The 19,552-nt window shown below is 51.4% G+C and carries 22 protein-coding genes and 1 pseudogene; 12 read left to right on the forward strand and 11 right to left on the reverse strand.

Annotated features, from left to right (window positions below):
* Nucleotides 1-32: 32 nt before the first annotated feature.
* Nucleotides 33-1,136, reverse strand: a complete 1,104-nt coding sequence (locus HMPREF2959_RS00850; RefSeq protein ID WP_002243526.1) for a methyltransferase — start codon at nucleotides 1,134-1,136, stop codon at nucleotides 33-35.
* Nucleotides 1,111-1,287, reverse strand: a complete 177-nt coding sequence (locus tag HMPREF2959_RS10435; protein ID WP_226893060.1) for a nitric oxide synthase — start codon at nucleotides 1,285-1,287, stop codon at nucleotides 1,111-1,113. The genes HMPREF2959_RS00850 and HMPREF2959_RS10435 overlap by 26 nt, the downstream gene beginning before the upstream one ends.
* 99 nt (nucleotides 1,288-1,386) lie before the next feature.
* Here HMPREF2959_RS10435 and lon point away from each other — a divergent pair, with 99 nt between their 5' ends.
* Nucleotides 1,387-3,849, forward strand: coding sequence for an endopeptidase La (lon, locus tag HMPREF2959_RS00855; RefSeq protein WP_002243525.1), 2,463 nt, complete (start codon nucleotides 1,387-1,389; stop codon nucleotides 3,847-3,849).
* Nucleotides 3,850-4,030: 181 nt separating this feature from the next.
* The gene (locus tag HMPREF2959_RS00860) at nucleotides 4,031-4,300 is read left to right on the forward strand and encodes an HU family DNA-binding protein (protein WP_002213508.1); all 270 of its coding nucleotides are present in this window, start codon (nucleotides 4,031-4,033) and stop codon (nucleotides 4,298-4,300) included.
* 58 nt (nucleotides 4,301-4,358) lie between these two features.
* Here the strand turns inward: HMPREF2959_RS00860 and HMPREF2959_RS00865 are convergent, their stop codons facing one another.
* A complete protein-coding gene (locus HMPREF2959_RS00865; RefSeq protein ID WP_002217157.1) occupies nucleotides 4,359-4,793 on the reverse strand; it encodes a hypothetical protein in 435 nt (144 codons plus the stop codon).
* Entirely contained in the window at nucleotides 4,786-6,093 is a 1,308-nt protein-coding gene (locus tag HMPREF2959_RS00870) for a homoserine dehydrogenase (RefSeq protein ID WP_002222431.1), read from the reverse strand. Before HMPREF2959_RS00870 ends, HMPREF2959_RS00865 begins: the two co-directional genes overlap by 8 nt.
* A gap of 196 nt (nucleotides 6,094-6,289) precedes the next feature.
* Here HMPREF2959_RS00870 and HMPREF2959_RS00875 point away from each other — a divergent pair, with 196 nt between their 5' ends.
* From HMPREF2959_RS00875 to HMPREF2959_RS00890, 3 genes are all read left to right on the forward strand, one after another.
* On the forward strand, nucleotides 6,290-6,661 hold the full coding sequence (locus tag HMPREF2959_RS00875; RefSeq protein WP_014575374.1) for an Mth938-like domain-containing protein: 372 nt from the start codon (nucleotides 6,290-6,292) through the stop codon (nucleotides 6,659-6,661).
* Nucleotides 6,662-6,737: 76 nt separating this feature from the next.
* Entirely contained in the window at nucleotides 6,738-8,660 is a 1,923-nt protein-coding gene (locus HMPREF2959_RS00880; protein WP_070696247.1) for an ATP-binding cassette domain-containing protein, read from the forward strand.
* Between the two features lie 465 nt (nucleotides 8,661-9,125).
* Complete coding sequence (locus HMPREF2959_RS00890) at nucleotides 9,126-9,641, forward strand: hypothetical protein (protein ID WP_002213515.1); 516 nt, start codon at nucleotides 9,126-9,128, stop codon at nucleotides 9,639-9,641.
* Nucleotides 9,642-9,930: 289 nt separating this feature from the next.
* Here HMPREF2959_RS00890 and HMPREF2959_RS13435 read toward each other — a convergent pair whose 3' ends face one another.
* The 6 genes and pseudogenes from HMPREF2959_RS13435 to ung form a co-directional block, all read right to left on the reverse strand.
* The gene (locus HMPREF2959_RS13435; protein WP_079884442.1) at nucleotides 9,931-10,056 is read right to left on the reverse strand and encodes a hypothetical protein; all 126 of its coding nucleotides are present in this window, start codon (nucleotides 10,054-10,056) and stop codon (nucleotides 9,931-9,933) included.
* Nucleotides 10,057-10,206: 150 nt separating this feature from the next.
* Complete coding sequence (locus HMPREF2959_RS00900) at nucleotides 10,207-11,151, reverse strand: hypothetical protein (RefSeq protein ID WP_002232472.1); 945 nt, start codon at nucleotides 11,149-11,151, stop codon at nucleotides 10,207-10,209.
* Nucleotides 11,152-11,192: 41 nt separating this feature from the next.
* Nucleotides 11,193-11,507, reverse strand: a complete 315-nt coding sequence (locus tag HMPREF2959_RS00905; protein ID WP_002213517.1) for a hypothetical protein — start codon at nucleotides 11,505-11,507, stop codon at nucleotides 11,193-11,195.
* A pseudogene (locus HMPREF2959_RS00915) lies at nucleotides 11,495-12,611 on the reverse strand (N-6 DNA methylase). The gene HMPREF2959_RS00905 and the pseudogene HMPREF2959_RS00915 overlap by 13 nt, the downstream one beginning before the upstream one ends.
* Nucleotides 12,553-12,762 (reverse strand): type I restriction-modification system subunit M, encoded by a 210-nt coding sequence (locus HMPREF2959_RS12485; RefSeq protein WP_009346183.1) that lies wholly within the window; start codon nucleotides 12,760-12,762, stop codon nucleotides 12,553-12,555. The pseudogene HMPREF2959_RS00915 and the gene HMPREF2959_RS12485 overlap by 59 nt, the downstream one beginning before the upstream one ends.
* On the reverse strand, nucleotides 12,759-13,418 hold the full coding sequence (ung, locus tag HMPREF2959_RS00925; protein ID WP_002227314.1) for a uracil-DNA glycosylase: 660 nt from the start codon (nucleotides 13,416-13,418) through the stop codon (nucleotides 12,759-12,761). The genes HMPREF2959_RS12485 and ung overlap by 4 nt, the downstream gene beginning before the upstream one ends.
* Nucleotides 13,419-13,498: 80 nt before the next feature.
* Here ung and HMPREF2959_RS00930 point away from each other — a divergent pair, with 80 nt between their 5' ends.
* Nucleotides 13,499-13,906: an NfeD family protein gene (locus HMPREF2959_RS00930; RefSeq protein WP_002217167.1), complete on the forward strand. Its 408-nt coding sequence runs from the start codon at nucleotides 13,499-13,501 to the stop codon at nucleotides 13,904-13,906.
* A gap of 14 nt (nucleotides 13,907-13,920) precedes the next feature.
* Nucleotides 13,921-14,868, forward strand: a complete 948-nt coding sequence (locus HMPREF2959_RS00935; protein ID WP_002229498.1) for an SPFH domain-containing protein — start codon at nucleotides 13,921-13,923, stop codon at nucleotides 14,866-14,868.
* Nucleotides 14,869-14,974: 106 nt separating this feature from the next.
* Here the strand turns inward: HMPREF2959_RS00935 and HMPREF2959_RS00940 are convergent, their stop codons facing one another.
* Nucleotides 14,975-16,045: an AI-2E family transporter gene (locus tag HMPREF2959_RS00940; RefSeq protein ID WP_002225205.1), complete on the reverse strand. Its 1,071-nt coding sequence runs from the start codon at nucleotides 16,043-16,045 to the stop codon at nucleotides 14,975-14,977.
* 184 nt (nucleotides 16,046-16,229) lie between these two features.
* Here HMPREF2959_RS00940 and HMPREF2959_RS00950 point away from each other — a divergent pair, with 184 nt between their 5' ends.
* From HMPREF2959_RS00950 to bfr (HMPREF2959_RS00970), 5 genes are all read left to right on the forward strand, one after another.
* On the forward strand, nucleotides 16,230-16,505 hold the full coding sequence (locus HMPREF2959_RS00950; protein ID WP_002217171.1) for an HP0495 family protein: 276 nt from the start codon (nucleotides 16,230-16,232) through the stop codon (nucleotides 16,503-16,505).
* Between the two features lies 1 nt (nucleotide 16,506).
* Nucleotides 16,507-17,130: a lipoyl(octanoyl) transferase LipB gene (gene lipB, locus HMPREF2959_RS00955; RefSeq protein WP_002217173.1), complete on the forward strand. Its 624-nt coding sequence runs from the start codon at nucleotides 16,507-16,509 to the stop codon at nucleotides 17,128-17,130.
* The gene (lipA, locus tag HMPREF2959_RS00960) at nucleotides 17,123-18,106 is read left to right on the forward strand and encodes a lipoyl synthase (RefSeq protein WP_002217175.1); all 984 of its coding nucleotides are present in this window, start codon (nucleotides 17,123-17,125) and stop codon (nucleotides 18,104-18,106) included. The genes lipB and lipA overlap by 8 nt, the downstream gene beginning before the upstream one ends.
* Nucleotides 18,107-18,568: 462 nt before the next feature.
* Nucleotides 18,569-19,033, forward strand: a complete 465-nt coding sequence (gene bfr, locus HMPREF2959_RS00965) for a bacterioferritin (RefSeq protein ID WP_002217177.1) — start codon at nucleotides 18,569-18,571, stop codon at nucleotides 19,031-19,033.
* Nucleotides 19,034-19,060: 27 nt separating this feature from the next.
* Nucleotides 19,061-19,534, forward strand: coding sequence for a bacterioferritin (gene bfr / locus HMPREF2959_RS00970; protein WP_002217178.1), 474 nt, complete (start codon nucleotides 19,061-19,063; stop codon nucleotides 19,532-19,534).
* Nucleotides 19,535-19,552 lie beyond the last annotated feature (18 nt).

Consider the following 19,552-nt stretch of genomic DNA (forward strand, 5'->3'; position numbering starts at 1 on the left):
GATGTCTGCCGCCGGAAGCGCACCGCAGCCCCTTATGCCTTTTTCAAACGGTATAGGAAAGTAGTTTCCCTGTTTCGGGCAAAAGCCAGCGGATCGTCCGGGTCGGCAGCTTTTTTGTGAACCGGTTTGGTTTTCAAAACATCCGCAACGCGCAAATCTGCCTGAGCAAATGCCTTATCCAGAAAATCGGACGGACGCAGGTGCAGATGTTCGGCAAGGTCGGAAATAATCAGACGGATTTCTCCATCGGGATTCAGATGTTTCGGCGCATCCCGCAAAAACGCAGCCAGCATCGCAGATTCGGGGTCGTATAACGCGGATTCGACGGCGGAAGTTGGCTTGGCAGGAAGCCAGGGCGGATTGCAGACAATCAGGTCGGCAAACCCTTCGGGAAACAGATCGGTTTCCCGTATCTCAACCTGTTTTTCAAAGCCCAAACGGGCAATATTGGCACGGGCGCAGGCGACGGCTTTCGGATTGGTATCCGTGCCGATGACGGAAGGAATGCCCTGTTTCGCCAAAATGGCGGCAAGCACGCCCGAGCCCGTCCCGATATCGAATGCCGTCTGAAAACCCGTTGACGGCGCATGGGCGAGCAGGTCGAGGTATTCGCCGCGCAACGGCGAGAATACGCCGAAAGGAACGTGTATGCTGCTGCCCAGCTGCGGAACGGCAACCCCTTTCTTATGCCACTCGTGCGCACCCATAAACCCCAGCAGCAGATTGAGCGGCAGGAAAAACGGTTTGCCGTCCGCCTCTCCGTACACGTCGAGCAGGGCGGCGCGTATATCGGGCGCGCGTTTGTTGTCCAACACAAAACCGGGGCGGATTTCAACGGCAAGCATATTCAGAATACGGCTCTGCTGCGCCTGCTTCATACGGTGGGCGTGGAAAAGGGCGGCAATATCCGCATCGGAACGGACGGCGGCAGGTTTGCGGACCTTCTTCTTCATTGCGGAAAGCACCTGTTTGGCATTGTGGAAATCGCCCTGCCAGACAGTTGCAATATTTTGATAGGCAGCCTTCAAAATGCCGTTTGCACCACTTTCGCGGACATAATGCCAACCTTTGGGCGGCTTTTGCAGACTTTCGTTGCGCCATTCGAACCCGTTATCGGGAAAAATAAAAGAAGACATGGAATACCTGCGTCATGTTTTGAAAATAGGGCGGCAGAACCGCAAACCATACGGATGGTACAGCAAGGAGCGGCAACACAGAACAGTTTTTTGTTCCCGCCTTGTCTTTCCAAGCCCATGCCGTCTGAAGCCGGAATGTTTCAGACGGCATCGCATCAAACTCCATAAATAAACCACATATGCTTGAAATAATACCTTCAACCCCAATGTACGCGAAAATCGGCAATCTGTCAGACACAAGAGAGTACCTATGACACAAAAAGAAAAGCATTTTGAGGAATATGCCGCCTTGGCAACCCTTCCTTTGCGGGATGTCGTCGTTTACCCGCATATGGTTCTGCCGCTGTTTGTCGGCAGGCCGAAATCCATCGCCGCACTGGAAAACGCCATTACCCGCGAGGAGCCGGTTTTCCTGTTGGCGCAAACCGATGCGGCGGTAGAAGAACCGGTTGCCGCCGACCTGTATCAGACCGGTACGGTCGCACAAGTCCTGCAAGTGTTGAAACTACCCGACGGCACGGTAAAAGTATTGGTCGAAGGGCTGTATCGCGGACGTGTTCTGACTATTGAAGACACGGGCGGGCTGTTCGTTTCCCATATAGAGGCGGTCGTGGAAGAAGACACGGGCGGCAATACCGACCTCGAAGCCGTGCGCCGCACCCTGTTGGCGCAGTTTGAACAATACGCCAAACTCAATAAAAAAATCCCCGCCGAAATTATCGGCAGCATTAACGGCATTGCCGAAAACAGCCGGCTAACCGATACAGTCGCAGCGCATTTGCAGTTGAAACTGACGCAACGCCAACAGATTTTGGAGATTTCCGAAATCGGCAAACGGATGGAATTCCTGCTGGCACAGCTGGAATCCGAACTCGACATTATGCAGGCCGAAAAACGCATACGCGGACGCGTCAAACGCCAAATGGAAAAATCCCAGCGCGAATATTATCTGAACGAACAGATTAAAGCGATACACAAAGAATTGGGCGAAGAAGACGAAAACGGCGAACTGGATGCCTTGGAAGCAGGCATCAAAAAGGCGGGTATGAGTAAAGAAGCGGAAGAAAAATGCCTGTCCGAACTGAAAAAACTCAAAATGATGCCGCCGATGTCTGCCGAATCCACCGTCGTACGCAACTACATCGACACCCTGCTCGAACTGCCGTGGAAGAAAAAATCCCGCGTCAGCAAAGGCATCGCCAAAGCCGGACTGGTGCTGGATGCCGACCACTACGGCCTGGAAAAAGTCAAAGAACGGATTTTGGAATACCTCGCCGTCCAAAAACGTATGGACAAACTCAAAGGCCCGATTCTGTGCCTGGTCGGCCCTCCAGGCGTGGGCAAAACCTCTTTGGGCGAATCCATCGCCAAAGCAACGGGGCGGAAATATGTCCGCATGGCTTTGGGCGGCGTGCGCGACGAAAGCGAAATCCGGGGACACCGCCGCACCTATATCGGCTCCATGCCTGGTAAGATTCTGCAGAATATGGCAAAAGCCGGCGTAAAAAACCCATTGTTCCTGCTCGACGAAATCGACAAATTGGGTAGCGACTTCCGGGGCGATCCCGCCAGCGCGTTGCTCGAAGTGCTTGATCCCGAGCAAAACAACAAGTTCGCCGATCATTATGCCGAAGTGGATTACGATTTGAGCGATGTGATGTTTATTGCGACTTCAAACAGCCTGAATATCCCGACCCCGCTGCTCGACCGTATGGAAATCATCCGTCTGTCCGGCTACACCGAAGACGAAAAAATCAATATCGCGATGCAGTACCTCGTGCCGAAGCAAATGAAGCGCAACGGCGTGAAAGAAGGGGAATTGGCAATCGAAGAAAGCGCGGTGCGCGATATTATCCGTTACTACACCCGCGAGGCGGGCGTGCGTTCGCTCGACCGCGAGATTGCCAAAATCTGCCGCAAGGTGGTGATGCAGATTACCTTGGACGAAGATAAGAAGAGGTTGTCTGAAACCAAGAAAACCAGCAAAGCCAAACCTAAAGCGGTTAAAGTAAATGAGAAAAATCTGCACGACTATTTGGGTGTGCGCCGCTTCGATTACGGCGTTGCCGAAAGCGAAAACCGTATCGGACAAGTAACCGGTCTGGCGTGGACAGAAGTCGGCGGCGAACTGCTGACCGTCGAAGCCGCAGCATTGCCGGGTAAGGGCGTGATTCAGTGCACCGGCCAGTTGGGCGATGTGATGAAGGAATCCGTGTCTGCAGCGTGGTCGGTTGTCCGCTCCCGCGCGGAATCAGTGGGCTTGGCTCCTGATTTTTACGAGAAAAAAGACATCCATGTCCATGTTCCCGAAGGTGCGACGCCGAAAGACGGTCCGAGTGCGGGCATTGCCATGACTTTGGCGATGGTGTCTGCATTCACCAAAATCCCGGTGCGCGCCGATGTTGCCATGACGGGCGAAATTACCCTGCGCGGCGAAGTCCTGCCGATTGGCGGTCTGAAGGAAAAACTGTTGGCTGCGCTTCGCGGCGGCATCAAACACGTTTTAATTCCAAAAGACAACCTCAAAGACTTGGAAGAAATCCCTGAAAACGTGAAAACCGGCCTGACCATCCATCCGGTCAAATGGATAGACGAGGTATTGGCTCTGGGTTTGGAAAGCCAGCCTGAGCCTTGGGCAGAACCTTCTGGTGCGGAAGCGGCGGCGGAATCCGCTTCAAAACCAAAACCCCGCAGCAGGGCAACCAAACATTGAAACGCAGGAAATGTGTTGTAAAAATGCGGTTTCGTCCTGAAAGCCTGTCAAATAGGGTGATTCCGTATTTTTTGCTTGACACGGCAATTTCAGAATTGCTATAAAGCGAAAGTTGCTCAAGCAGTACAAACCCCGAGTATTCGGGCATTTCATCATTTTTTAAGACAGGAAGGGACTGATTGTGAACAAGTCTGAATTGATCGAAGCGATTGCTCAAGAAGCCGACATTTCCAAAGCCGCCGCACAAAAAGCTTTGGATGCCACTACCAATGCAGTAACCACCGCCCTGAAACAAGGCGACACCGTTACTTTGGTCGGTTTCGGTACTTTCTACGTGGGCGAACGTGCGGAACGCCAAGGCCGCAACCCCAAAACCGGCGAGCCTCTGACCATTGCCGCCGCCAAAACGCCTAAATTCCGCGCCGGCAAAGCTTTGAAAGACGCACTGTAAGCCGTTTTTTATGAAAAAAGCCGATTCTTTAAAGAATCGGCTTTTTTATCGGTCCACATTATTCTGATTTCAAATCGGCAACACACTGCTTGTCACGTGCTTCAAAGGCATTTGCGCCGCCGAGCAGGTCAAGCTGTTCTTGTGCGCCGAGTTTGCCGAAGGATCTAATCTGTTTCTCGCTCAATCTGTCCAAAGGCTGCTCCCACATACATTTGCAGTAGTCGACGGCGAGGCGGGTATTGTTTGAATCTAAACCGCGGGCCCGCAAATCGTTTTGCCATTTTTCGGCAAACGGAATATTCTTCACGCAAGACTCGACAATTTTCTGTTTTGCCTGCGGTTTGGACATCGCGCATTGGGAGAGCAGGGCGGTTAAAGCGAGCAACGCCAAAATGACCCACGCCCAAATGCGGATGGTGCGGATTTTGGCTTTTGCTTTTTTGCGCGCGGCAACCTGCTCTTTCGTCAGCATTTCGTGTTTCGGCTCAGTCATGCAGGCTTTCCATGCGGATCATGGTAATCGGTTTTTCCACGCAATCCAGTGCTTCGATGGCTGCGATTGCCGACTTGATGTGTTTTTCGACCGTGCTGTGGGTCAGAATCACGATTTCGGCAGTGGTCTGATCAATCACGCCTTTTTGAATCAGTGCTTCGATGGACACGTTTTCTTGTGCCAACAGCGCGGCGATTTGCCCCAGCGTGCCCGGTTCGTCTTTGGCTTGGACGCGCAGGTAGTAGCTGCTGGTAATTTCGTCCATAGGCAGGATGGTTTGCGCTTGGACTTGCGCGGGTTGGAACGCCAGATGCGGTACGCGGTGGGCGGTATCGGCTTCAACCAGGCGGGCGATGTCGATGATATCGGCAACCACGGCGGAAGCGGTCGGCAATGCGCCCGCGCCCGCGCCGTAATATAAGGTTTCGCCAACCATATCGGCGTTGACGCGCACGGCGTTCATCACGCCGTTGACGTTTGCCAAGAGGCGGCTTTCGGGAATCAGGGTAGGGTGGACGCGCAGCTCGATGCCTTTGCCGGTTTTGCGGGTAATGCCCAACAGTTTGATGCGATAGCCAAGTTCTTCGGCGTATTTGATGTCGCGGCTGTCGAGTTTGCTGATGCCTTCGAGGTAGCAGGCGGAAAAGTTCATCGGCGTGCCGAATGCCAGTGCGCTCATGATGGTGATTTTATGGCCCGCATCGTTGCCTTCGATGTCGAAGGTCGGATCGGCTTCGGCATAACCCAATGCCTGCGCTTCTTTCAGTACATCGGCAAACGCGCTGCCTTTTTCGCGCATTTCGGAGAGGATGAAGTTGCTGGTGCCGTTAATAATGCCGGCGATGGATTTAATCCTGTTTGCCGCCAAACCTTCGCGCAGGGCTTTGATGATTGGGATACCGCCCGCTACTGCCGCTTCAAATTGGACGATGACGTTTTGTTTTTCCGCCAGCGGGAAGATTTCGTTGCCGTATTCGGCGAGCAGTTTTTTGTTGGCGGTAACGATGTGTTTGCCGTTTTCAATGGCTTTCAACACCGCATCTTTGGCAATGCCGGTACCGCCGAACAATTCGACGACGACATCGACGTCTTCACGTGCGACCAGTTCGAACGGATCTTTGACAAAGGCTGCGGACGGGCAGGTTTGTCGGGCTTTTTCTTCACTCAAATCGCACACGGCAGAAATACGGATTTCGCGCCCCAAGCGACGGGAAATTTCCTCCGCGTTGTCCCGCAACACGGCAGCCGTACCGCCGCCGACCGTACCCAAACCTAAAAGACCGATGTTTACTGGCTTCATTGTGTCTCCTTGTAAGCCGACTGAAATGTAAATATTGAAAGACGAAAATATCCGCTGCCGATATAATTGTGCCGCACTTTGAATCAAATGCCGTCTGAAATCGGCAGGCGGGTCAGATGAAATCTGCCAATCCTACATGAATTCGCCTGATTTTGCACCCCTTTCGGTGTAGATGATGCGGCAACGGGGTAAAAAAATGTTGTTTGAAGAAAATCCGATAGACGGACAGTTTGCGGAATATGAATGCGGTGCGGGCGGAATCCGGCTGGCGGGGCAAAGTTTCCATAAACCCGTGCTTGTACATAAGGATTCGGTCTGCCTGTCGCAATGCCGAACCTTGTCCGATCTGACTCCGGAAAACCTGTTGTCCGACATCAAACCTGTTGACTATCTGGAAATATTGATTATCGGGACGGGCGCGGCTCAGGAGTTTATCCATCCCAAAATCATGGCGGATTTTTCTCGAATCGGAATCGGCGTGGAATGTATGAATACCGATTCGGCATTCAGGACATTGGTTTTCCTGCACTCGGAAGGGCGCAGGGCTTGGGCTTGGCTTCAGCCGTAAATTTCCCGTTTCAGACGGCATCGGCACTGACTTTCAGGTAAAATACGGGCTTTTCCCGCCCGACGATGTTTCCGTTATGATTGAAATCAAAAACCTCACCCTGCAACGCGGTTTGAAAGTCCTGCTCGACAAAGCCAACGCTACCGTCAATCCCGGTCAGCGCGTCGGTTTGATCGGCAAAAACGGGACGGGCAAATCGAGCCTGTTTGCCTTAATCAAGGGTGAAATCACTCAGGACGGCGGCGATGTCTCGATTCCGAAAAACTGGCGGCTCGCTTCCGTTTCCCAAGAAACGCCCGATTTGGATATTTCCGCTTTAGATTACGTTTTGCAGGGCGATGCCGAGTTACAGACCCTTCAGACGGCATTGAGGCAGGCGGAAGCGCAAAACGACGGTATGAAACAGGCGGAATATCATGCCAAATTGGAAGAAATCGACGCTTATACCGCGCCGGCCCGCGCGGCAAAATTGTTGAACGGGCTGGGTTTTTCGCAAGAAGAACACAGCCGCCCCGTCAAATCCTTTTCCGGCGGCTGGCGTATGCGCTTGAATCTTGCGCAAGCCCTGATTTGCCGCGCCGATTTGCTGCTTTTGGACGAACCGACCAACCACTTGGATTTGGAAACCGTCTTGTGGCTGGAAAACCACCTTGCCTCTTTACCCTGCACGCAAATCATCATTTCCCACGACCGCGATTTCCTCAATGCGGCAACCACCCAAACCATCGAATTGTCCCAGCAAAAGCTCACGCAATACGGCGGCAATTACGATTTTTACCAAAACGAACGCGCGCAGCGTCTCGCGCAGCAACAAGCCGCCTATGTCAAACAGCAGGCGCAAATCAAACATCTGCAATCCTTTATCGACCGCTTCAAAGCCAAAGCCACCAAAGCCGTTCAGGCGCAAAGCCGCATGAAGGCTTTGGCAAAGCTCGAACGCATCGCTCCCGCGCATTTGGACAGCGAGTTTTCCTTTGAGTTTTACAATCCCGAGCATCTGCCCAATCCTTTGCTGAAGCTGGAACACGCAGATTTGGGTTACGAAGGCAAAACTGTTTTGCACGACATTACCCTGTCGCTGGAAAGCGGCGCGCGCTATGGTTTATTGGGTGTCAACGGCAGCGGTAAATCTACATTTATCAAAGCCTTGGCGGGCAAAATCGATTTGCTCTCTGGCAGCATCGTCCGTTCCGAAAAACTCAATATCGGCTATTTTGCCCAACACCAACTCGATACCATCCGCGCCGACCAAAACCCTGTTTGGCATATTCAGCAGCTTTCTCCCGAAGTACGCGAACAAGAAATCCGAAATTTCCTCGGCGGCTTCAACTTTGCCGGCGATATGGCGTTGCAGAAAACCGAACCTTTTTCCGGCGGAGAAAAAGCCCGTCTCGCCCTTGCCATGATTATTTGGCAAAAGCCGAACCTGCTGCTGCTTGACGAACCAACCAACCATCTGGACTTGGATATGCGCCACGCCCTGACGCTCGCTCTGCAAAGTTTCCAAGGCGCCTTAATCATCGTATCGCACGACCGCAGCCTGCTTGAAGCGACTACCGACAGCTTCCTCCTGATCGACAAAGGCCGTCTGAAGAACTTCGACGGCGATTTGAACGATTACCGCCAATGGCGTTTGGCACAGGAAAACGCCGCCGCCGCACCCGCAGCATCCGCACAAAGCCAAAGCCGCAAAGACACCAAGCGCATCGAAGCGCAAATCCGTCAGGAAAAAGCCCGACGCGGCAAGCCGATACAGCAGAAAATAGACCGTGCCGAAAAAGAAATGGCGCAGCTTTCCGAAATTCAGACGGCATGTGAAGCATTTTTAGCACAAGAAGACGCTTACCTTGAAGCAAACAAAGAAAAATTGCAAAATACCTTATCCCAGCTGGCAAAAGTCAAAACACAACTTGCCCAAATCGAAGAGGTTTGGCTGGCTTGTCAAGAAGAATTGGAACGGATTGAAACTGAAATCGAGAAACAGTTTGCCGAGCGATAAAGAAGCGCGGGCAGGGTGCTTATCTTTGCCTGCCAATAACGGTATAATTCGGGCGTTATCACCGCCTTTTACCGGTATAAACATCAGACTTTTTGCCGCCTTGGGTCTCCTGTCCCTTTCCGGCGCGGCGGCGCAAGCCTCCGTATACCATTGCAACTCAAATGGCAAAAGCGTATATACATCAGCCCCAGCAGGATCGTGCGCCGATGCGGATTTACCTAAAATCAGCAGCCATCAGGGAGGCGGATACCGCCTGAAAATTAAAAAACTCAGTTAAGAAGCCAAAATACACATAGAAAGTAAAAAGAAAAACAAAAAACCTGCCGGGAAAAAGAACAAGCAGGCTGCCAAAGCCCCGAAAGAAAATCAAAAGCAAACAACCGAAAAGAAAAGCCCGTAAAACGCCAAGAAAGCATTATAAAAAATACCAAAAAATCAAATAATTATCCGAGAATCAAGCACATTATGAAATCAAAACTCCCCTTAATCCTAATCAACTTTTCCCTGATTTCAAGCCCATTGGGTGCGAATGCGGCCAAAATCTACACCTGCACAATCAACGGAGAAACCGTTTACACCACCAAGCCGTCCAAAAGCTGCCACTCAACCGATTTGCCCCCAATCGGCAACTACAGCAGCGAACGCTATATCCCGCCCCAAACGCCCGAACCGGTATCATCACCGTCAAACGGCGGACAGGTTGTCAAATATAAAGCCCCGGTCAAAACAGTATCCAAGCCGGCAAAATCCAATACGCCGCCGCCGCAACAAGCACCCTCAAACAACAGCAGACGCTCAATTCTCGAAACAGAATTGAGCAACGAACGCAAAGCATTGGTTGAAGCCCAAAAAATGTTATCACAAGCACGTCTGGCAAAAGGCGGCAACATCAACCATCAAGAAATCAACGCATTGCAAAGCAATGTATTGGACAGGCAGCAAAATATCCAAGCACTGCAAAGAGAATTGGGACGTATGTAAAGCCGTGTTTTCAAATCAACTGTTCCAAGGATTTGACAGAAGAAATGATGAAAAAGCAGCGGCATATCCTGTGTGTCGGCTGCCTGTATATTATATTGAAGGTCAACGTATTTCCCAATACCGGCTGGATGGAAGCATCGAAAGGGATGCAGGGCATATCGTTCAGTACCTTCGGATACGCGGATGCTCCGGGCTATACATTCAGCCGCATTGTCCATACTTTAATTTTCCTACTTGGAAAGACCACAGGGACACGTACAACTGTTTCCGATAGTTCGCATAATATATATTATGTTAAATTATATATTTGTGCAAATAACTCCAAGGCATTAAGCTGTTGTTTGATGCTTTGCCAGTTTGGGAGAAAGTTGTCCATATGCGCCATAAAACGGGCGTTGCGATGGCGTTCGAGCAAATGGGTCAGTTCGTGGACGACGACGTATTAAGCGGTGCGGACACCCGAACCGCGATCCCCTAAATGTCTTGGTGGGAATTTAGGGGATTTTGGGGAATTTTGCAAAGGTCTCAAAACCCGCTCGCCTTATAGCCTGTCTGTGCCGCCATTTCAGCCTCCAAAACCCATATTTTCAAGGTGGGCATTGACTTTGCTTTGCCACTTTTCCACTTCTCGGGCAAGCTCGGCCATCGGGCTGCGGTAGCGGTCTTCCAGCGTGTTCAAGCGGCTGATAAGCTGCTGAATACTGTTTTCCAAGCGATTTTCGATTCGGCTTTGTAAATCGGCAAGCCATTTGTCTTGAACGGCAAGCTGCTTGATTTCGGCTTCGGAAAGTCGGCCGAATTGTTTGAATACGGCAAGGTTCAGGGCTTCGATTTGGGTTTTGACTGCGTCTTTCGCGGCTTTTTCCTGCGTCATCAGTGTTTGGGTGGTTTGTAAAACAGCCCGTTCGCCTTCTTCTATGCCGCTTTCTTCCAATGCGGTTTTCAGAAGTTTGGCGGAAAGTTTGCCTTTTGCATCCAATACGTCGTTCAGCGCACCCTCTTCGCCGCCGTGTTCTTCTATGTGGTTTTCCAATTCTTGGCTTAGGCGTTCCAGCTCGCTTTGTTTTTCTTCCAGCTTGGCGATGCCGTCTGAAAAGTAGCGGCGGGCAACCAGCTCGGGGGCGATGACTTCGCTGCGGTATTTTTTGCTGATGCGCTTGGTTTTGGCTTTGCCTTTTTTGCCGGTTTCGGTTTCCTCAAAGACGACGGTCAGGTTCGCGTCTTCATCGCTTTCTTTGGTGATTTCGGCCAGGTTTTTAACCGCCTTCCAGCCATCTTGGGCGATGAGATAAACATCGTCTTGCAGGGTTTCCGCCCAGTAGTCCGTCAGGATTTGGTAGAAATCGTATTCTTCAATCAGGCTGCCGGGTTTGAACGCGTCCAGCAGGCTTTCGCTCCATTTCCGGATAAGCCTGCCCGGTTGGATGGCGGCAAGGTCGTTTTGAGTGTGCCACGCGGCAAACTTTGCCAGGTGTCCGGCTTTGAAGGCGGCGTAATCGGGGTGCGCCAATATATGGGCTTTGATTTGGCTGCTTTCGATTTTATAGTGGATTAAATTTGGGGCTGTACTAGATTAGCCCTAAATTCCACACCAATCCCGCAGGATTTTAAGCTGTTGAGAGTGGGAAAGATTTGCAATCGATTCCGTTGTATAGTGGTAAAGCGGCCATCGTGTTCGGCAAACAACTCGTTTTTCATACGGCCTAAAACTTGCCAATAGGCTTCCAATGCGTCCATATCGTGCGCAGGTATGCCGCCATAAAGATAGGCGGCGAGATTTTGCAGGTCTTCAACTTCTCCGCTGTCGATATAGCGAGGCAGATTAAGGTTGTAATCTTGTGCTGCGATTTCGCTTAAATGCACCATACGGCTGTAACGAGGTTTGTGAAAGTGTCGATGATTTTGTGAATGTCTTGCTCACGCAGACGGTTTTTGTTGCCGTCTTTAATGCCGCCACTGATAACTTGGTTTGTTCCCTCTTCGGCAAATTGGGCGGTTTGGGCGTGTTCTTTGTCGATGACGATGATGCAGGCAGGAATGCCCGTGCCGTAAAACAGGTTGGCAGGCAGCCCGATAATGCCTTTAATAAGGTCAAGGTTAAGCAATTCCGTGCGAATACGCGCTTCGGCATTGCCGCGAAACAGCACACCGTGCGGAAGAATAATCGCACCTTTGCCGCTTGGTTTCAGGCTTTTGAGCAGATGCAGCAAAAAGGCGTAATCGCCGTTTTTTTCGGGCGGGATAAGGCGAATTGGCAACGGCAAAATCGAAGGTCTTAAGCCCGTCGTTTTCATCACGGAAAGACGAATCGGACAAAGTGTTCCCGGTGTTGATTTCGGCGGTTTCGTTGTTGTGCAAAATCATATTCATACGGGCAAGGGACGCGGTTGCCACATCTTTTTCCTGACCGTAAAGGCTGATTTGGCTGCCGGCTTGGGCGGCGGCTTTGAGCAACAGCGAACCCGAGCCGCAGGTCGGGTCATAAACGCTGGTGCTGGACGGGCAATCTGCGCTGATTCCGATAATCTTCGCCATAATGCGCGAGACTTCGGCAGGCGTGTAAAACTGCCCTTTGGATTTGCCTGACTCGGTCGCAAAATGGCGCATCAGGTATTCGTAGGCATCACCTAACAAATCGTCGTCTTCGGCTTGGTTGGAAGAAAGGTTGAGCTTTTCAAAAATGCCGACAAGCCTGCTCAAACGGTCGATCATCTCCTTACCTTTACCCAGTTTGTCTTCGTCGTTGAAGTCGGCAACGTCGATCACGCCTTTTAAGTCGTTGGCTTCGGCAATTTGGGCGATGATCTTATTCAGGCGGTCGCCGATGTCGGCGGTGTTTTTGAGTTTGACGATGTCGTCAAAAGTCGTATCGGCGTGCAGCTCAATCATGCCGCCGCCGTACTTATGCTTATCAGAAACATATTTTAAAAACAATAGCGTAAGCACATAGTTCTTTATAAAGGCTCGCATCCATACCGCCGCGCAACTCGTCGCAGCCCGCCCAAAGTGATGCATAAAGCTGATTTTTTTTTGATTGCCATAAGGTTTTGCCTAATAAATGGAAATTACAAATCAAACGCGATTTTAACACGCCGGCGGCAACGGCTATATCGGCATTCACAGCTTCCAGTTTATCGGATCGATACCGTGCCGGCTCAAATAGCTGTTTGCCTGTGAAAAATGGCGGCAGCCGAAAAAACCGCGATATGCCGACAGAGGAGACGGATGCGGTGCGGTCAATATCAAATGGTTTTGACTGTCTATCAGCCTCCCTTTTTGTTGTGCATACCCACCCCACAACATGAAGACAAGGTGCTTGCGGTGTGTCGCAAGCTGCCTGATGACGGTATCGGTAAAGCGTTCCCAGCCTAAAAGGGCGTGCGAATGCGCCTGTCCTGCACGCACCGTCAAAACCGTGTTCAGAAGCAATACGCCCTGCTCCGCCCACGCTGTCAGACAGCCGTGCGCGGGAATGGAAAAACCTTCGATGTCGGTTTCCAATTCTTTGTAGATATTGAGTAAAGACGGGGGTATGCGGACGCCCTGCCTGACGGAAAATGCCAAACCGTGCGCCTGCCCTGCCCCGTGATACGGGTCTTGTCCGAGAATAACGGCTTTGACCCGGTCGAACGCTGTCAGGCGGAATGCGTTGAATACATCCGCCGCCGGCGGATAGATGATTTGTCCCGACAAACGTTCCTGCCTGACTGCATTTAAAATTTCCTGAAAATACGGCTGCTGTTTTTCGCCGCCGAGTGCATCGTGCCAAGTGTCCATATCTGCCCTATCCTTTCAAATTCGGCTATACTGCTGATATTGCGTTATTTTGTCAAACGACGCGCTTTGTGGGGAAATGTATGACTGTATGGTTTGTTGCCGCTGTTGCCGTCTTAATCATCGAATTATTGACGGGAACGGTTTATCTTTTGGTTGTCAGCGCGGCTTTGGCGGGTTCGGGCATTGCTTACGGGCTGACCGGCAGCACGCCTGCCGCCGTCTTGACCGCCGCTCTGCTTTCCGCGCTGGGTATTTGGTTCGTACACGCCAAAACCGCCGTTAGAAAAGTTGAAACGGATTCATATCAGGATTTGGATGCCGGACAATATGTCGAAATCCTCCGACACACAGGCGGCAACCGTTACGAAGTTTTTTATCGCGGTACGCACTGGCAGGCGCAAAATACGGGGCAAGAAGAGCTTGAACCAGGAACGCGCGCCCTAATCGTCCGCAAGGAAGGCAACCTTCTTATCATCGCAAAACCTTAACACTCGGAGGAATTATGGAATTTTTCATTATCTTGTTGGCAGCCGTTGCCGTTTTCGGTTTCAAATCCTTTGTTGTCATCCCACAGCAGGAAGTCCACGTTGTCGAAAGGCTCGGGCGTTTCCATCGCGCCCTAACGGCCGGTTTGAATATTTTGATTCCCTTTATCGACCGCGTCGCCTACCGTCATTCGCTGAAAGAAATTCCCTTGGATGTCCCCAGCCAGGTCTGCATCACGCGCGACAATACGCAGCTGACTGTTGACGGCATCATCTATTTCCAAGTAACCGACCCCAAACTCGCCTCATACGGTTCGAGCAACTACATCATGGCAATTACCCAGCTTGCCCAAACGACGCTGCGTTCCGTTATCGGGCGTATGGAGTTGGACAAAACGTTTGAAGAACGCGACGAAATCAACAGTACTGTTGTTGCGGCTTTGGACGAGGCGGCCGGGGCTTGGGGTGTGAAGGTTTTGCGTTATGAGATTAAAGACTTGGTTCCGCCGCAAGAAATCCTTCGCTCAATGCAGGCGCAAATTACTGCCGAACGCGAAAAACGCGCCCGTATCGCCGAATCCGAAGGTCGTAAAATCGAACAAATCAACCTTGCCAGTGGTCAGCGCGAAGCCGAAATCCAACAATCCGAAGGCGAGGCTCAGGCTGCGGTCAATGCGTCAAATGCCGAAAAAATCGCCCGCATCAACCGCGCCAAAGGTGAAGCGGAATCCTTGCGCCTTGTTGCCGAAGCCAATGCCGAAGCCATCCGTCAAATTGCCGCCGCCCTTCAAACCCAAGGCGGTGCGGATGCGGTCAATCTGAAGATTGCGGAACAATACGTCGCCGCGTTCAACAATCTTGCCAAAGAAAGCAATACGCTGATTATGCCCGCCAATGTTGCCGACATCGGCAGCCTGATTTCTGCCGGTATGAAAATTATCGACAGCAGCAAAACCGCCAAATAAGCCGTGATGAAAATGCCGTCTGAAGCTCTGTTTTCGGGGTTCAGACGGCATTTTTATTTAAACCCGGGCAAGGTTGTATTCCGCTTCAAATATGTTTCGGAACCGCCTACCTGCCCCGGTAAAAACTGCCGGCAAAATATTTCTGCACGCCCTCGCGAAGCAAGACCAAGGTTACGGCGGCCAAAGGCAATCCGGCCAACATTCCGACAAAGCCCATCAGCTGCCCGAACGCCATCAGCGAAAAGATAACCCAAAACGGCGACAGCCCGATACGGTCTCCCACGATTTTCGGCGTAATGAAAAAACTTTCGAGAAACTGTCCTACGGCAAAAACCGCCCAAACCGATAGGATGCCGTTCCACGAACCGAACTGGAGCAAGGCGGCGACGGTTGCCAGCAGCAGTCCTGTAAACGCGCCCAAATAGGGAACAAAAACCAAAATGCCGGCAAGCATACCGATGGCAAACCCCGAATCCAGCCCGACCAGCACCAACCCCAAGCCGTAAACCAAACCCATAATCAGCATCACCAGAAGCTGCCCGCGCAAAAATTCGCCCAATACCTCGTTCAAATTGCCTGTAATGCGCGTATAAGCACCGGCAAAACGCCTCGGAACCAGTTTGGCAATGCCGCACGACCACCGCTGCCAATCCAGCAGGAAATAGTAAAGCAGCAAGGGAAGCAGCAGCAGGTTGCCGATACTGCTGACAATATTGCCGCCCTGCCTCATCAAAACGGGAAACCACGCCTTAAGCGCGTTGCTCAACTCTCCCGTATGCGCCTGAAGCCACGCAATAATAGATGCCTGATCGATTTCCACATATCCGCCGATTGTATTTTTCAACCACGGCAGCAGCGTGTTCTGCATAAAACCGATTAATTGGGGCAGGCGCGATGCCAAATTGTTGAACTGCCCGACCAGCATAGGGACGATAATCAACAATAATGCCAACAACAAAATCAAGGAAAACACCATCACAGACATCGAAGCGGATGCACGGTTCAAACCCTTTTTCTGCAACCATTCGACCAAAGGGTCCAATACATACGCCAGCACCGCCGCAACCGCAAACGGAGTCAAAGTATCGCCGAGCGCGAAAACCAGCCAAACCAAGGCGGCAAACGCCGCACCGGCACCCATCCACGGCTTGATGCCCCGCCCTTTCCTCCGATACATAAAAACCACCCTTCTAAAAATAATATTGCGCGCCAGTATAGCAGAACCGCCGCGCCGTCAAAAAAGCCTCCGCCTTCCCGATAGCCTGTTATCGCGGTTTAGGCTAAAATAACGCACATCCGATGCCGTCTGAAAGGCAAACCCGCCTTCAGACGGCATACCGTACACGACAAGGCAGCACATCATGACCGAACAAAAAAACAAAACATCCCTCATCGAATTTCCCTGCACCTTCCCATTGAAAGTAATGGGCGCGGTGCATCCCGAGTTCGAGCAGGCGGTATTGGACACCGTCCGCCTCCACGCCCCCGACACGCAGGCGCACCACATCACCACGCGTCCGAGCAGCAAAGGCAACTATACCGGCGCCACCGTACAGGTAAAGGTTGAAAACCAAGAACAATTGGACAACATCTACCGCGCGCTGACTTCGCACGAACTGGTCAAAGTGGTACTTTGAGATGAAAATCATACACAAAGGTTTGGTCGAATATCTGCCGACTTTTGAAGCGATGAAAACCTTTAATGCCGGACGGAATGCTGACACCGAAGACGAACTGTGGGTCGTCGAACACCCGCCCGTCTTTACACAAGGACTGGCGGGAAAACCCGAGCACCTGCTGATTAGGGACGACATCCCCGTCGTCCAAATCGACCGGGGCGGGCAGATTACCTATCACGGACCCGGGCAATTGGTCGTTTATACGATGATTGATTTCAAACGGCGCAAAACCAGCGTCCGCAACATCGTTTCCGCGCTTGAAAACAGCATCATCGCCACATTGGCGGAATACGGCATCGAAGCGGCGGCAGACCCCAAACGCCCCGGCGTTTACGTCGGCGAACGCAAAATCGCCTCACTGGGGCTGCGTATCAAAAACGGCTCCGTCTATCACGGGCTTGCGCTCAACGTCAATATGGATTTAAGCCCGTTTACCCACATCAACCCCTGCGGCTACGCCGGTATGGAAATGACGCAAATCGCGGATTTTGTCCAACCCTGCCCCACGCCGGACGAAGTCGCCGCCAAACTTACCGCACACCTTGAAACACAATTCACACCGAAAGCAGACAACAATGAGTGAAATCAAAACCGACGACCCCAAACGCGGCATCAAACTCAGAGGCGCGGACAAAACCGCGCGCATCCCCATCAAAGTCGTCCCCCTTCAGGAAAAACTGAAAAAGCCCGAATGGATACGCGCCAAACTCCCATCGCGCAAATTCTTTGAAATCAAAGACATTTTGCGCGAACAAAAGATGCACACCGTTTGCGAGGAAGCCTCCTGCCCCAACATCGGCGAATGCTTCAGCAAAGGCACGGCGACCTTCATGATTATGGGTGACATCTGCACCCGCCGCTGCCCGTTCTGCGACGTGGGACACGGTCGGCCCAATATGCTCGACCCCGACGAACCGAGAAACCTCGCCGAATCCGTCAAAGCCATGAACCTGCGTTACGTCGTCATCACCTCCGTCGACCGCGACGACCTGCGCGACGGCGGCGCACAGCATTTCGCCGACTGCATCAAAGCCATCCGCGAAACCAGCCCGAACACCAAAATCGAAATCCTCGTCCCCGACTTCCGAGGACGCTTGGACATCGCACTCAAAATCCTTGCCGAAACCCCGCCCGACGTGATGAACCACAACCTAGAAACCCATCCGAGCCTGTACAGAAAAGCCCGTCCCGGTGCCAATTATCAACATTCTTTAGACTTATTAAAACGTTATAAAGAAATGATGCCGCACATCCCGACCAAATCCGGCATCATGGTCGGCTTGGGCGAAACAGACGAAGACGTGCGTGAAATTATGCGCGATATGCGGGCGCACAATATCGAAATGATTACCATCGGACAGTACCTCCAGCCTTCAGACGGACACCTGCCCGTCCTGCGCTACGTTACGCCCGAGCAGTTCAAAATCTTTGAAAAAGAAGCATACGAACTGGGCTTCAGCAATGCCGCCATCGGCGCGATGGTACGTTCCAGCTACCACGCCGACGAACAGGCTGCCGAAGCCTTACGCGAAAGCCACGGCGGTTGCGGGCATCATTAAACCCAAAATACCGTTCCGAAGTAAAAAATAATTTCCTACGCTGCTGTCTGCCGCGTTGTTTAATCAGCTTTAATTGTCTATGCCGTCTGAAAGCCCCTCAGACGGCATAATTTATTCCCAAAATCCGATAATCTCAAAAGAATCTGTCGGTTAATGAGAACGATTCATTATAAATTTTGATAAAAAACCGTACAGTATTTGCTTTTCGCTATGGTTAATAAGTGTAAATGTTCTTTATGGATGAGATGGATTCTTAGTTTTAGCAGCAAAAAAACCGATAAGAAACAGCATACTGATTTGGAAGGCATCGGGGAATACGCCCTATTTCTTTTGATAATTGTTTGTATTTTAAATAGAAAATTTGTCATGCCGACAGCTTTTGCATACAATGCACGCATCCCGAATAGCGACACAGATGCTGTTCAGACATACCGAAAACCAAGTTACAGAAAGAGAGATATTATGCAAGGCAATCAAGCTGTTGTTGATTATATGAACGAATTGCTGTCTGGCGAGCTGGCGGCACGCGACCAATACTTTATCCACTCCCGCCTCTACTCCGAATGGGGCTACACCAAACTTTTTGAACGTCTCAATCACGAGATGGAAGAAGAAACCACACACGCCGAAGACTTCATCCGCCGCATCCTGATGCTGGGCGGCACGCCGAAAATGGCGCGCGCCGAACTGAATATCGGCACGGACGTGGTTTCCTGCCTCAAAGCCGACCTGCAAACCGAATACGAAGTACGTGATGCGTTGAAAAAAGGCATCAAACTGTGCGAAGAGGCTCAAGACTATGTTACGCGCGACCTGATGGTTGCCCAACTGAAAGATACCGAAGAAGACCACGCCCACTGGCTGGAACAGCAGCTGCGCCTGATCGAGTTAATTGGCGAAGGCAACTACTACCAAAGCCAACTGTAATCCGTATTCGGAATAAAAGGAGTCCGTATGAAAGGCGACCGTCTGGTTATCCGCGAGCTAAACAAAAACTTAGGCTTGCTGCTGGTAACCATCAACCAATATTTCCTTCACGCCCGTATTTTGAAAAACTGGGGCTTTGAAGAACTGGGCGAACATTTCTTCAAACAGTCCATCGTTGAAATGAAAGCTGCCGACGATTTGATCGAGCGCATTCTGTTCCTCGAAGGTCTGCCGAACCTGCAAGAACTGGGCAAGCTTCTGATTGGCGAGTCCACCGAAGAAATCATCGCCTGCGATTTGGAAAAAGAGAAAGAAAAACATGAGGCATTGATTGCGGCAATTTCCGTGGCAGAAGCGCAACAGGATTATGTCAGCCGTGATTTGTTGGAAAAACAAAAAGACACCAACGAAGAACACATCGACTGGCTCGAAACCCAGCAGGAACTAATCGGCAAAATTGGTTTGCCGAACTACCTGCAAACAGCGGCGCAAGAGGACTAAAACACAAACCACTGCCAA

This window comes from Neisseria sp. HMSC070F02, from assembly GCF_001814225.1.
Classification (GTDB): Bacteria; Pseudomonadota; Gammaproteobacteria; order Burkholderiales; family Neisseriaceae; genus Neisseria; species Neisseria meningitidis.